Raw genomic sequence first — 14,005 nt, 5'->3', positions numbered from 1 at the left:
TTTACAGGTTTTACCATTATCTCAAATTTTATAGCTTTACAAAAAGATCGAAAGATGATAATAGAAAATACTTATTTTAACGGAAACGTTAAATCTCTTGGTTACGAAACCGCAGAAGGGAAATCTACTCTGGGAATTATAAATCCCGGTGAATATGAATTTGGGACGGCGGACAAAGAAATTATGCATATTGTGGAAGGAAAACTATCAGCATTGCTGCCCGACCAAACCGACTGGCAGCATTTTGAAGCTGGAAATAGTTTCGAAGTTCCGGCCAATTCCAGGTTCAAAGTTCAAACAGAGGTCCCTACAGCTTATCTTTGCCAGTACAGATAATAAAAAAACCTATAAGGTCTTAAACACCTTATAGGTTTAGATATAGCTTTCTAAATTAATTACTTCTTCCCTACTACCACTTCTGTAAAATCTTCGAGATTAAAATACTGATTGGCTAAAGAACGGATTTCTTCGGCCGTTATTGACTTTACTTTTTGAATGTAGTTTTCATAATAATCATAACCTAAACCAAATAAATGAATGTTTTTGAACTTATCTGCGTGAGAAAAAACATTTTCAAGACTACCCAGCATTGACCCGAGCATATAATTTTTAACAAGCATAAGCTCCTCTTCCCTAACCAGCTCGTTTTTAAGCAATTCAATCTCTTTATAAATTTCAACCAGGGCATCAGCACAAACTTCAGCGCCTACTTCAGTTGCGATAAACAGGTAACCTGCATCCTGCAGGGATGATATTCCAGAACCGATACCATAAGTATATCCTTTATCTTCACGGATATTGTTCATCAGGCGTGAACCGAAATATCCGCCTAAAATGGTATTTAAAATCTGTAAGCCCGGAAAATCTTCATGCGTACGATTGACGGCCAGCTTTCCTATTCTAATGGCAGATTGTAAAGCATCAGGACGCTCTTTATAAATAACTTTACGGGGCAGGATGTTGAATTTAAAATTATTTTTCACAGCCTTGCCATTTTCCCAATGATGACCAAATTGTTCATTTAGCAGGTTAAAGCTTTCGTTTTCAAATTTACCCGACACTACAATCATACAGTTATCCGGTGCGTAGGCAGCCTTGAAATAAGCAATTAAATCTTCCCTTTTCAGTTCGTCATAATGCCGCTCTTCAATGTTTACACCATAAGCCGTATCTGCAAAAAGTGCCTGTGCAAATTCCTTTCTGGCGACAATATCATTCTTTTGCAGGTTTACCTGCAGTTTTTGCTTCTGATTCTGAATATAAATATCCATTTCAGCCTGCGGAAACTGGCTGTCAGTGATTACATCTTTTACAATGGGCAATACAGCTGCCAGGTGCTTGTTTAAGGTATAAAGTGTCACCGTTGATTGATCCTGTACATATTCCGTTTGAAAAAATGCACCGTAAAAATCAATTTGCTCTGCAATTTCTTTTGATGAAAGTTTACTGGTTCTATTATTTAACATGGCACTAACGGCAATGGCCTGCAGCGGTTTTTCAATATTCCAGTTTACGTTATTGAAAATAAATTCTATACGTACCAAATCCTGCTCACCAGAATAAATGGTATAAACCGGAATACCATTATCCAATTTGTGATGAATGGGCTGTATAAAATTGATGGTTGATACCTGCTTAAAATCAGGCGCTAATTGTCTGTTAAGCATCTTTTTCAGTTAAATAATATAAAGTTGATGATTGTTCCCTGCCAAAAGTCTCGTTTGCGATTCTTTTAATATCTTCGTCTGTTACTTTTAAAAATTCTCCTGCCTCCTGATTCAATAGGGTAGCATCGCCCAATAGCTCATAATAGGCCAGGTTCATGGCTTTATCCAGTAAGCTCATTTCAGAAAACACCAATACCGATTCTACCTTATTCTTGACCTTCGTTAATTCATTTACAGATACGAGTTCGGCTTTAAGCTGATCCAATTCTTTCCAGATGGCTTTCTCGGCAGTTTCCATCGCCACCCCCTCTACCAGTTTGCCCTCTACAATAAATAATCCGGTATCCAGACTGCTGGAAATATAAGCATTGATATCACTAAATAATTTTTGCTCCTTTAAAAGGCTGTTGTATAAACGTGAAGATTGTCCGCGCGATAAAATATCTGAGAGCAAATCAAATGCGTAGTAGTTGGAATTAAGCCTTCCTGGCATCTTAAAAGCCATATAAATAGCATTTAAGGGCACATTGGCTTTTACAGTTTCCGTTCTGGCCTCAGTTTGAACATCTTCCTGTACCAGGTTTCTGACATATTTCTCTCCAGCCGGAATAGGTTCAAACCATTTTTCTGCCAGTTTTTTAACATCTTCCGTTTTTACATTTCCACCTACCACTAAAATAGCATTCTGGGGTGTATAATGTTTTTTAAAGAAAGCCTTCACATCATCCATGGTTGCATTTTCGATGTGCGAAAGTTCTTTTCCAATGGTGGCCCACCGGTAAGCATGTTTTTTATATGCTAAAGGGCGTAATTTTAACCAAACATCACCATATGGTTGATTAAGATAACGCTGTTTAAATTCTTCACAAACCACGTTCCTTTGTGTTTCCAGGCTTTTCTCAGAAAAAGCTAAGCTTAACATACGGTCGCTTTCCAGCCAGAATGCCGTTTCTATATTTTCTGCAGGGAGTGTAATGTAATAATTAGTGATATCATTACTGGTAAAAGCATTATTTTCACCACCTACCCTTTGTAAAGGTTCATCATAACTGGGAATGTTAACCGATCCACCGAACATTAAATGTTCAAATAAGTGAGCAAAACCAGTTTTATCAGGGTCCTCATCACGGGCACCCACATCATACAAAATATTTAAAACTGCCATTGGAGTGGTCGGATCTTCGTGAACCAAAACCTTTAATCCGTTAGCCAGTGTAAAACGATTAAAATCTACCATAGCCAACAAAGATAGACGAATTGTTGAATTGCTGAATTGTTTAATCACTTAAACAGCCAATGGATGATTAATTTTTATGATTTGTTAAATGATGAAAACACCATTTGTAATTTCTTTATTACATTTAATTCTTTAAATTTATTGAAAAATTAAACCAAAAAAAATATGCTGACATATGTGATAATATCGCTCATTTTAGTTGCTATAAGTCTTTTTTTACTCAATTTTAGAAGAAATAGCCCTTGGCGTAAAAACAATAATGACACGTTTAGTTTTATTATCTCCCTCATTTCTACTTTTACAGGATTATTTATTGCATTAGCTGTAAATACTTTTCTGGATAACATCAACCAAAAGAATAACTTAATTAAGCTTCTTAACACCACCAATTTAGCCATCGAAAATTGCCAGATGAAAACCAAGGGAATGTATCTAAATACTTCAAATTCCGGAGTCAACTTGACTGAAACCTTGAAGAAAACACCTGTTACATTGCCGAAATTATACCCACAACTCGAAACCAATAATTTGGTTAATGATTACTTTACACCAAATGCTTTTCAAGCTTATATTGTTTGTATAGATAACATGGAAACCTTCGTTAAAAACCTAAGCAATACTGAACAAACCAACAATGGAACGAAAATAGAAATCCTTAGCAGATACTTAAAATATTTAGAATTCGCGAAGAGTATTAACAATTTAGAGATTGAAAGACTGGGTGGGAACATAACAGAAGACCAGGAAACCAGTTCTTTAAAGAAAATAGTTAGCCAATTTACTACCTCAAAATAATATGAAAAATATATTTTTAATTTGTCTGTTAACCTTCAGTCTAACAGCATGTAATACCGCAACAAAAAACGAAGAAAAAATTGACTTTACTAAATCTTATGAAGCTGCGGCCCTCGCACTTACCGATGCCCAGTTAAATTATGATGCAGCTGTTGCAAGTAACGATGCCGCAAGAATAGCAACCGCAAAAGTACAGTTAGAAACCGCCAAAACAACTTATTTAAAAAGTAAAACCTATTATACCGCAAATGGTGGCATAGTAAAACCGGAAGATGAGCAATTACTTGGTAAAACAAATACTGCTTTAGGTAAACCTGTTAATGATACAACCACTATAGCCTTACCACCAACTGTAACAACCTCTAAACCATTGAGTAATTTAGAACAAACGCCAATGGCTGCTGCAGCTAAAAAGTTTATAGACAGTGGTAAAGTAAATGCCAATAAAAAAATAAAACAAGTTTCAGGCGCTATAAAAACTGGTGAGCAAACGGTTAAACAAGTTTCTGATGCGGTTACTACCGGGCAAAATACAGTTAAAAACAATGTAATTAAGGCCAATGAAAGTTTAACAAAAGTTAACGACAGCGCAAAAAAACGTTTAGAAGAATTAAAAAACCAAGGAAACAATTTGCGAAACCTGTTTAAACGTAAAGCAGATACAGCTAAAAATAATTAAGGCTACATTGTTTTTTTATAAAACTGTGATTATAGTGATACTTATTTCGAGTATTTTTGCTTCATGAATACAGCCGATTTACTGCAACGGGCGCTACATTTTGATTTTTTAACGCAAGAGGAAGGCGTATACCTATACCACCATGCCGATACTGCATCATTGATGTTTGTAGCCAATGAACTGAGAAAAATTCAGGTTCCGAGTGGTAAAGTAACCTGGCAGATAGATAGAAATGTTAACACCACCAACGTTTGTATTGCGAACTGTAAATTCTGTAACTTTTTCAGAAGACCTGGTCATGATGAAAGTTACATCACTGACATTGAAACTTATAAAGTAAAAATTGAAGAAACTTTTCGTTTAGGTGGCGATCAGTTATTACTTCAAGGTGGCCATCACCCGGATTTAGGGTTGAATTTTTATGCTGATTTATTTAGAAAGTTAAAAGAATTATATCCCGATTTAAAACTTCACGCTTTAGGACCGCCGGAAATTGCCCACGTAGCGAAATTAGAAGGCATTAGCCATACCGAAGTTTTAAGTGTATTAAAAGAAGCCGGGATGGATTCGCTTCCTGGTGCGGGTGCAGAAATTCTGAACGACCGTGTTCGGAGATTAATCTCTAAAGGAAAATGTGGTGGACAGGAATGGCTGGATGTGATGCGGGCCTGTCACCAGCTGGATATTACCACTTCTGCAACCATGATGTTTGGCCATGTAGAAACCATTGAAGAACGATTTGAACACCTGGTTTGGATTCGTCAGGTTCAAAGTGAAAAGCCTGCTGATGCCAATGGTTTTCTGGCCTTTATTCCATGGCCTTTTCAGGATGATGGCACTTTGTTAAAAAGATTACGTGGTATTAGTAATAATGTAACTGCTGATGAATACATCAGGATGATCGCTTTAAGCAGAATCATGCTGCCAAACATTAAAAATATTCAGGCAAGCTGGTTAACAGTTGGTAAAACAACTGCCCAATTGTGCTTACATGCCGGCGCAAATGATTTTGGATCAATCATGATAGAGGAAAATGTGGTTTCTGCTGCAGGTGCACCACATCGTTTTACAGCAAATGGCATTCAGCAATCTATTAAAGCTGCTGGGTTTGAATCACAATTACGTGGACAAAAATATAATTATCGTGATTTACCTGAACATTTAGAAGAACAGGTAATTACTTATTAGTCGCATCCGCGAACTCCGCGGCATGAAACAAGAAGCTCTAGCCATTAAACTGGGCATCAGCCAACAGTAGATTAGTAAATTAGAGCAAAGTGCCGATATTGAAGATTCTACTTTGGAGAAAGTAGCGAAGGTTTTGGGCTTATCAGCTGACTACTCATAAAATGATACAGCAACTGAAAAAACCGGTTGTTGTTTTGTTTAAAAAGACATCCTGTAAATTGTTAGCTGCATTTATAATGTTATTAACTAAAACCAACCTCTCCAATAAAGTTGTTAACTGCGCTGATAGAACTATCAACTGCAAACGTAAACCTGCCAACTGCAAGTATAATGTTGTTCACTGCGCATGCTGCTTAAAGGCAGTTCAAAGATTTCTCCGTTAAAGAATTTCCTTTGAAACACTACGGTAGAACCAGTGATTGATCGAGGTAGAATGACTTAATGGTAAAAACAATACTAATAAGATTGCTTCCTTGGCTGAAAAAGCCGCCTCGCAATGACGATCTAACTGATGATCTGCATCCCGTTATAGCCACCACGCTATCTGCACCCAGCTACCGGCTTGGGAGATGATGGAAGGAGAAGCCGTTGAAATTTTTGCACCACCGTTCAAATGACACCACTGCCCAAGGTAGCGCACACGGCTCCCTCGAAATTAATCTTTATGACCAAACAAAATCGAGTCCTTGTGCTACCGCTTTTAAAATTTCGACGCGCTAATCCAACATCAGCTCCAAGCCTTAATCGTTTGTTTCTTTATCATCAAGGATAAAGAAACAGCCGCTCGGCGGCGGTGAGCCGAGGCAAGCCAGAGCATGGGGCAAAATAAAAAAGTACAGCGGAATAGTGAAAGCATTAAGGTTCCAGCCTGCACGGGAATGAAGATCGCATTAGAAAAATTTTTAAAAGGTAAAATACAAAGATCTCTCCATTGCGGTCGAGATGACGATTGATCCCGAATGAAATTATGCGTAACATTCCTCTGCTCCCTGCTACCGGACTGGCAGATTTTCGCAGAAAAAAGCATGAAAATCTATGCACTTCCTCTCATTAACCCACAACCCAAGGCAGAATCAAGCTTGTGCGCTGGGATAAGAAAGGGGTAAGAAGCCTAGAGGCTGCCGCAATAAAGATTTTCGTAGCTTTTTACAAGAAAGGATGCAAGCCTTGGGTTTTTGTTTCTTTTGGGCTAAGCCAAAAGAAAGAGCCCCTCGGCGGCCAGCCGAAAACAACTCCTGCCAGTAATTACGGCAAAAGATTGCTTTCCCTAAAGGTCTGGACAGGCTGCCGGCTGAAAAAGCCGGCAAAGCAACGATGGCCTAACCGATGATTCTTTATAGGCTTACCTACAAATGCTCATCCTAAACTAGCGATTCATGTCAAGCCTTTTCCCGGCAAGGTCTTCCCAACGGTAAAAATGAAAGGTCTTATCATCACTCATGGCCACCAGCAAACCATGTTTAAAATCAGCATTTAAAGGTACTGAAACCACATCAATTCCGTCGGTTTGGTTAGCCGCATATTTTAAGGTGCTTAACAGCGGGTGCTGGTTTGGCGCACCATCTTTGCCTGTTCTGCCATATACCTTTAACTGCCTGGCCCCCTGATCTGAAACCAAAATATATCCCTTATTACCAGGGGTTTTATAAATAGCAATCCCTTCATTATCTACTGCAAAATCACCCTGCCCAAACAATGCCAGCTGTTGGTTGCCTTTTGCCGGATCTGCATAATATTTCCGAATGCCAAACTGTTCGTCACAGTAATACACAAAACCCAATTCATTATCTACTGCAATAGCCTCAATTTCCTTTTTGCCGCTGTAGCTACCAAACCTCCGCACTAAATCTGCCTTTACATGCCCATGGCCATCATCCTTTAAAAGGTATTGCCATAAATATCCGCCTTCATTCGGCCCGGATTTCCGACCAACTATGACATAAATTTGCCCTTTAGGATCAGTATACATCGAAATCCCCATCAGGTCGCGGTATTCTGCCCCGGTTTCCCCGACAAAAACCGGAATGCCGCCATTATCAACAGGTGTCATATCAGGCAAACTGTACATCCGCAGTTTGTGCGTATAGCGTTCGGTAGTTACGGCAATATCAGTCCTTTTACCGTCCAGATTTAAACCATAAGCAATATCCACATTATTGGGCCGCTTTAAACCCTTAACTGTTTTTGATTTGATGATCTTTCCTTTCAGGTCAAAAACATATAATCCGCCATTGGTATCCTTATCCGTACCAATCACCAATGATTTTGCCGGATTGGCCTTGTTAACCCAGATGGCCGGGTCATCGCTATCAAAATCAACCGGATCGGATACATATAAAGGTTTTACTTCATTATTATTCATTTGCTGTGCGCCGCCATTACAGGAAAGGCTTAGGCTTAACACCACAACTGATGCGATGTATATGAGGTTTCTGTGCTTCATTTGATTATTTTGTGCCATATGCGCCAATAAACGCAGCTGGTGCTGGTGAGGTGTAAGTTATTCCGTTTTTCATGACAATTCCTGCCTGATGATGACGTGTAAAGTTGGTAATCCCTTTGTTTAAAGCTGGTGAATTCCCCTGCAAATGAAAATCCCAGGCAGTATTAAAATCTGCATTGTTTACAGCGGTATTTAAAGGATAATTTACAAATTTAGGATCATTCGCACCTGCAGCACTACTGATCACATCATTTTTACCCCCAATAATATCGCCTTTAGGCTGAAACTGATTCACCGTAACCTGGTCAAAACCATAATACCAGTTGTTGCTGTATACAGAGCGTGAATCTTCCGGTTTTTTAGGATCTCTTTTAACACCAAAACGGGTATTGGCAAAGAGATTATTATACAAATCAGCCCGTACAGTACTTTCCAGCCATATTGAACCACCTTTTGCCGTTGGTCTTCTCCAGCCGGTATTCACCATGGTATTATTATAGGCAATAATATAGGCTTGCGGTACCTTATCGCCGGTATTGGAAAGTTTTAAAGCATTGGTGTTGGTACTGTAAATCAGGTTATAAGCAATATCTGCCAAACAGCCCGATTTAAAGTTCATGGCCTCGCCACCGCTTACCCCTGTAGTGTAGAAAATATTGTTGGCAAAAATGATTTTTCCACCTTCAATATAGGTACAATCTTCCTGCAGGTTTCTAAAAATACTATTTTGCACCACCAATTTACCTTTGGCATTGGCAAACCAAAGTGCTGGCAAATTTTCACCTGCAACGGCTTTGTAAAGGCCCATTTTTACCGAAGTGGAAGCATCTGAGGTACTGGAGCCGGCATATTCAATAATGGCGTGATCCAAAACCAGTTCTTCGCAAGTTGGCCCGGCCAGTATGCCACCCCAAAGCTTACCAAATTTCTTTTGGGTGGTTTTATAAAATTCATTTACCGTAAATTTAATCGGGTTATCTGCCGTGCCCAGGGCATATAAATTGCCTTTTACCACAATTTCAGGTTTAGCTACAGTATCCATTAAAATGGTTACGCCTTCTTCAATGGTGAGTGACTTACCTTCCGGGATAATGATATCGCCTTTTATTACCTGCGTACTTCCTTTTGCCCAAACACCGGATACTTCTCCGATGGCTGAGCCATTCACCTCGCTCGTATCTACATCAATATTGGCTTTTTCGCATCCGGCAAGGGCCAGCACCAACAGGATGAGTAATTTAAAAATCTGATTCGATTTCATCTTTTTATATTTTAAATTGTCGATTAGTTAAACTTATACCTGAAACCCAGCAAATAGCTCTGTCCGTAGTAATCACTTCTGATCAGTGTGTGCCCATCTTTAACCAGATCTTCATTGATTTTATCATTCTCAGGGTTGGTACCTTTAATAAATAATTTAGTAGGGGTATTTAAGATGTTGTTTGCCTTGATAAAAACACTGATCCCGCCTTTGAAACGTTTCTCGGCTGAGGCATCCATCTGAATAAAACCTTCCTGCCATAAATCATTATTGAGGAATTGTGAAACGGTATTGATCCGCGGACCTGTGTAAGCACCGGCCAGCTGGGCATCCCAGCCTTTTTTAGTATCCTTAAATAATAAAGAAAGGTTTCCGATATGTTCAGACTGTCCGAAAAGTGGACGTTCCTGATCTACTGAAAGCGCCTGAATATCTCCTGTAATTGCATTAATGGTTCGGGTTGTTTTAGGCGTAGTAATGCGGGAGTGCGTATAGGTATAATTCGCCTTTACCCCTATCTTGCTGAAATACTTGATATAATCTACCTCTGCACCATAGTTATGAGCTGTGCCGAAATTTCCCGGAGTATAGTAAATATCCTGTCCGCGAGTCGCATCAGCCTGAAAAGTATATTCAATAGGGTCTTTAATCTTTTTATAAAAAGCACCAACCATTAACTGTTCTGATGCACCTGGAAAAAGCTCGTAGCGTAAATCATAATTATCGGCCAGGGCACGCTTCAAATTTGGATTACCTCGTTCCTGAAACTCTTCATTAACAACCTTTCCAGGTACAATTTCATAAAACCCTGGGCGATTAAGTGCCTTATAATACGAAGCATGCAATTGTGCTTTTTCGGTTAAAAAGTATTTTGCCGTTAGGCTCGGTAATACATCAGTATATACTTGTGATCCCTTTGGAAATGTTTCTCCGGCAGGAAAAAGCAGGTTATAGCCCTGGTTGGTGTGCTCAATTCTGGCACCACCTACTACTTCCAATTTTGATACGCTATATTTAAACATCCCATAACCTGCACTGATTTTTTCCGATGCATCATAGGTTAAGGGATTAGCCACCGCACCTGTTGGGTTGGTTACAATTAAATTCAAATCAGTATAGTTCTGAAAATCTACCCCATAAACACGGCCTGCATCGGCAGCACCCGGTGAGAGTGTATAATTATTGAAAAAGCTGCTGCGCTGTTTATTGCGGTATAACCCACCAGCCATTACATCCAGCTTGTTATTTCCAATGGCGAAACGGTAAGTGAGATCTAAATAGCCTGCTAAATCTTCATCGGTATTGCGCTCCCACCTGCGGTTTACAGGAGAAGTATTTACCAAAGTTGTTCTGCTGCTTTGAAAGTGCTGCTGTAAGCCATTCAGGCTGATACTTGTATTATCCGGCACATCGTTTTTGGCTGAAGAATAAACCGCCGACCATTGTACCTTAAATTTATCATCAAAGAATTGATGATCGCCATGAAGTGTGCTGTTGTAAATCTGTTGTTCAGTTAAACGGCTCCGGGTATTGTAAACCAGTTCGGCATTACCAGCCGCTGGATTGTACACACTATTGTAAGTTGTGGTCACCGCATCTCTGAGCTGCTGATTTTTTAAATTAACGTAAACATTGTAAAACGTTAACTGGTGATTTTTATTGAAAACATAATCTACCTTTCCATGTAAACCTGTACGTTGCTGTTGCTCTGAAAATTCACGATAACTTTTGCTGGTAATCACAGCATAGGCATCTGTTCCGGTAACGGCATTATTATAAAAAGTACTGTTGCTGCCGCGATAAGTATTCTGATAACTACCGGCCAAAACTACGCCTAACTTATTATCTAAAAACCGCTGACTTAAAGATAAACTCCCGATAAGGTTTGGTGCCGGATTTTTATATTGATAATCAAGCGTTCCTTTAGTGAAATCGTTTTGGGTGGCACTATAGCTTTTACCATTACGTTCATAAGGTGATTTGTGTTGAATATCAGAAGCATTATAACTGGCAAATTTGCGGTCGAAAAACAACTGGTTATAGCCGGTAGAAAGATTGGCATTTACCTGGAACTTGCCCGGCGCATTTTTCATCACCATGTTGATTCCACCGCCTATGGCATCACCCTCCAAATTTGGTGTTAACGTTTTATAAACTTCTAAACGATCCAGCAAATCAGCCGGAAAAAGATCAAGCGGCACGTATCGGTATTTGTTATCCGGACTTGGGATCTTTACCCCGTTCACCAGCGTATAATTGTATCTTTTATCCATGCCCCTTAGAATAGCGTATTGCCCGTCGCCATTGCTGTTCCGCTCAATGGATACACCAGATACACGCTGCATCACATTCGCTACCGTTAAATCGGGTGAAATTTCAATGGCTTTGCCCGAAACAATATTCATTACCTGAGTGGCATTTTTCTCCAGTCTGCGGGCACCCTGGTCTGTTGAACTTACCGGATTTGATTTGATCGTGATATCATCCAGCCGCTTCGAATCACTTTCCATATAAAATTTTAAGTGTTCATTATCTTCCTTTGCCACTGTAAAGGTTTTGGTAATGGTTTTATAGGTGATATAACTTACACTGATAGAGGCTGATCCCGTAGCTACCGCTTTAAATTCGAAAGTTCCATCAAGGCCGGTATTGGTTACCCGCCTGGGGTTTTCCATCACTACCGTAGCACCAACAATGGCTTCCCCGGTTTGCTTATCGTAAACGTGCCCCTTTATTTTCGTGGCATGGGCTGTGCCCACACAAAAGAGAACAAAAAACAGAATTTGTAATAGTTTATTCATTGTGTTTGGTATGTCTGTTATGATCGACAAAACAAAGGTGTACACCCCGGTTCACAACAAAAAATTAATAGGGTTACATAAAGGCAACAGCGTTACAATAGGCATCAACGAAAAGGCAACAACAATACATAAAAAACTGAATGACAACACTTTAAATATTAAGAGAAACGCCGTTATGCTTTTATTACCGTTACATTAACTAATTGTTAAGCCTCAAAAACACCTGAAATGGCACATGAAATTCAGCAGCGATGTAACGCTTAGAGTGCCTGTATAAATGCAGAAAGGTTATCACCCTGGGCCAGGTTGAGTTTTCGCCGCAGCCTGTAACGCGATACCCTTAAGCTATCTGTAGATATGCCCAGCAAAGTGGCAATATCAGCAGAATCGAGGTTCATTTTGAGCAGCGCAATCAGTCGCATATCTGCCGAGGTAAGCGCATTGCTGAATTTTTTCAGGTTTTCCAGAAACTGATGGTGTACCTGTTCAAAAGCTTGGGTAAACTCTTTCCAATTGCGTTCATGGTTAAAGCTCTGGTTTATCTCCGCCAGGATTTGATTCATTTGCTTTTTCTGATCCCGCTTATCATCCTTCACCATCGCCTGCAAGGTGTTGCGCAAATTTTCCAGGAACTGATTATGCTTGATCAGGTTTAAGGTATGGTTGGATAATTCCCTGCTTTTCACTTCCAGCTGTTGTTTCAGGTGCTGTTCTTCCAGTTGAAGATTCTTCAACTCCAGGCTCGTTAAATCATGTTCAATTTCCTTTTGCTTGGCCAACATCTGCTGATCCCGAAGTCTCAATCGCTGCCTGCTGAAAACCACAAATCCCAATACCACCAGCAGTAAGGTCACAATAGTAGCCGAAGCGATGATAATGCGGTTAAATTTTTTATCATTTTGCAGCTTATTGATTTCATCAGATTTTTTATTGATATCATAAAGCACCTGCAAAAAAGCCACCTGCCTGGCCCCGTCTTCAGAGTATAAATCCAGCGTATATTTATAGCCCAGCTTAACGTAGTGATAGGCACTATCCATCTGGTTAGTCAATTCATAAGCCTTACCCAGATCCCTGTAACATGATGCCAGCTGGTAAATATTGCCCAGTTTATCTGCCAGGTTCATAGCAGCCTTTGTCTGTACTATACTTTCCTGGTAATGCCCTGTTTTACGTAAAATATCACCCAGGTTATTAATCACTTCAATACTGGCAACCTGGTTTCTATTCTGCTGATATAAACGGAGTGATTTTTTAAAATTGAGATCAGCCAAATCATACTTTTCTAAATCTTCATAAATACTTCCTATATTTTCATAAATTTTGGCTGCACCGGCCAGATCGTTATTTTTCTCACTTAATTTTAAAGCAGTTTTCTGATAATTAAAGGCCTGCTCATAGTTCTGCCGCTTTTCATAAAGCTGCCCGATATGCCCATATACAGCTGATTGTCCGCGTAAATGGTGTAACCGCTGATATGTTTTAAGTGCAGAGCGATAACATTTCAGTGCTTTATCCGGTTGTTTAATATAAAAATAGAGCACGCCAATATCACACTGGGTAGCCGCCAGCATCAGTGGTTTATTTGAAACATCAAAAATTTTATCGGCTTTAAGATAAAACTCTAAAGACTGCCTGAAATGCCCCTGAACGTAACACACCTTCCCCATTTGCTGCAGGCATTTTCCTTCTAAAATTACATTGCCATCTTCTATAGCTTGCGCATATATTTTTTTCAGCTTGGTAAGCGATTCAATTGGTTTTTTAGCGTCCTGATCAAAAAAAGATAATGGTCCGGCTTTCTGGCTGTAAACGGTCGAGATGGGAAATATGAAAAATAAACAAATCCAAAAATACTTTATCATGCTAAAAGCTGGTTTTTCAGCAAAGTAAGCGCTTGCATGTTAAATTAAGGTTAAGCAGATCGCTTGATC

Annotated in this window: 10 protein-coding genes; 4 read left to right on the top strand and 6 right to left on the bottom strand. The window is 39.5% G+C overall.

Annotation, left to right across the window (positions count from 1 at the left end; all coding sequences use genetic code 11):
- The first annotated feature begins 54 nt into the window (after positions 1 to 54).
- A complete protein-coding gene (locus OQ267_RS16820; protein ID WP_265837039.1) occupies positions 55 to 336 on the top strand; it encodes a pyrimidine/purine nucleoside phosphorylase in 282 nt (93 codons plus the stop codon).
- A 59-nt stretch (positions 337 to 395) separates the two neighbouring features.
- Here OQ267_RS16820 and OQ267_RS16815 read toward each other — a convergent pair whose 3' ends face one another.
- Together OQ267_RS16815 and OQ267_RS16810 are read right to left on the bottom strand one after the other, a co-directional pair.
- On the bottom strand, positions 396 to 1,667 hold the full coding sequence (locus tag OQ267_RS16815; RefSeq protein ID WP_265837038.1) for a M16 family metallopeptidase: 1,272 nt from the start codon (positions 1,665 to 1,667) through the stop codon (positions 396 to 398).
- Positions 1,660 to 2,904, bottom strand: coding sequence for a M16 family metallopeptidase (locus OQ267_RS16810; RefSeq protein ID WP_265837036.1), 1,245 nt, complete (start codon positions 2,902 to 2,904; stop codon positions 1,660 to 1,662). The genes OQ267_RS16815 and OQ267_RS16810 overlap by 8 nt, the downstream gene beginning before the upstream one ends.
- Positions 2,905 to 3,069: 165 nt before the next feature.
- Between OQ267_RS16810 and OQ267_RS16805 the strand changes: the two genes are divergently transcribed.
- From OQ267_RS16805 to OQ267_RS16795, 3 genes are all read left to right on the top strand, one after another.
- On the top strand, positions 3,070 to 3,699 hold the full coding sequence (locus tag OQ267_RS16805; protein ID WP_265837035.1) for a hypothetical protein: 630 nt from the start codon (positions 3,070 to 3,072) through the stop codon (positions 3,697 to 3,699).
- A 1-nt stretch (position 3,700) separates the two neighbouring features.
- Positions 3,701 to 4,378: a hypothetical protein gene (locus OQ267_RS16800; RefSeq protein WP_265837033.1), complete on the top strand. Its 678-nt coding sequence runs from the start codon at positions 3,701 to 3,703 to the stop codon at positions 4,376 to 4,378.
- Between the two features lie 63 nt (positions 4,379 to 4,441).
- Positions 4,442 to 5,566 carry a CofH family radical SAM protein gene (locus tag OQ267_RS16795; protein ID WP_265837032.1) on the top strand — a complete coding sequence of 375 codons (1,125 nt, stop codon included), beginning with the start codon at positions 4,442 to 4,444 and terminating at the stop codon, positions 5,564 to 5,566.
- 1,366 nt (positions 5,567 to 6,932) lie between these two features.
- Here the strand turns inward: OQ267_RS16795 and OQ267_RS16790 are convergent.
- From OQ267_RS16790 to OQ267_RS16775, 4 genes are all read right to left on the bottom strand, one after another.
- Positions 6,933 to 8,009: a phytase gene (locus OQ267_RS16790; RefSeq protein WP_265837031.1), complete on the bottom strand. Its 1,077-nt coding sequence runs from the start codon at positions 8,007 to 8,009 to the stop codon at positions 6,933 to 6,935.
- Positions 8,010 to 8,013: 4 nt separating this feature from the next.
- Positions 8,014 to 9,270 (bottom strand): right-handed parallel beta-helix repeat-containing protein, encoded by a 1,257-nt coding sequence (locus tag OQ267_RS16785; RefSeq protein ID WP_265837029.1) that lies wholly within the window; start codon positions 9,268 to 9,270, stop codon positions 8,014 to 8,016.
- 23 nt (positions 9,271 to 9,293) lie between these two features.
- Complete coding sequence (locus OQ267_RS16780) at positions 9,294 to 12,071, bottom strand: TonB-dependent receptor (RefSeq protein ID WP_265837028.1); 2,778 nt, start codon at positions 12,069 to 12,071, stop codon at positions 9,294 to 9,296.
- Between the two features lie 260 nt (positions 12,072 to 12,331).
- A complete protein-coding gene (locus tag OQ267_RS16775) occupies positions 12,332 to 13,936 on the bottom strand; it encodes a tetratricopeptide repeat protein (protein WP_265837026.1) in 1,605 nt (534 codons plus the stop codon).
- Positions 13,937 to 14,005: the final 69 nt, after the last annotated feature.

Source organism: Pedobacter sp. MR22-3 (assembly GCF_026240075.1).
GTDB lineage: Bacteria > Bacteroidota > Bacteroidia > Sphingobacteriales > Sphingobacteriaceae > Pedobacter.
Note: the sequence above shows the minus strand (reverse complement) of the source record. Positions and strands in the feature narration are given on the sequence as shown.

Bases quoted from the DNA above. Each gene is read 5' to 3' on its own strand.
- OQ267_RS16820 (WP_265837039.1), top strand. From the start codon at position 55: ATGATAATAGAAAATACTTATTTTAACGGAAACGTTAAATCTCTTGGT.
- OQ267_RS16805 (WP_265837035.1), top strand. From the start codon at position 3,070: ATGCTGACATATGTGATAATATCGCTCATTTTAGTTGCTATAAGTCTT.
- OQ267_RS16795 (WP_265837032.1), top strand. From the start codon at position 4,442: ATGAATACAGCCGATTTACTGCAACGGGCGCTACATTTTGATTTTTTA.
- OQ267_RS16800 (WP_265837033.1), top strand. From the start codon at position 3,701: ATGAAAAATATATTTTTAATTTGTCTGTTAACCTTCAGTCTAACAGCA.
- OQ267_RS16775 (WP_265837026.1), bottom strand. From the start codon at position 13,936: ATGATAAAGTATTTTTGGATTTGTTTATTTTTCATATTTCCCATCTCG.
- OQ267_RS16780 (WP_265837028.1), bottom strand. From the start codon at position 12,071: ATGAATAAACTATTACAAATTCTGTTTTTTGTTCTCTTTTGTGTGGGC.
- OQ267_RS16790 (WP_265837031.1), bottom strand. From the start codon at position 8,009: ATGAAGCACAGAAACCTCATATACATCGCATCAGTTGTGGTGTTAAGC.
- OQ267_RS16785 (WP_265837029.1), bottom strand. From the start codon at position 9,270: ATGAAATCGAATCAGATTTTTAAATTACTCATCCTGTTGGTGCTGGCC.
- OQ267_RS16810 (WP_265837036.1), bottom strand. From the start codon at position 2,904: ATGGTAGATTTTAATCGTTTTACACTGGCTAACGGATTAAAGGTTTTG.
- OQ267_RS16815 (WP_265837038.1), bottom strand. From the start codon at position 1,667: ATGCTTAACAGACAATTAGCGCCTGATTTTAAGCAGGTATCAACCATC.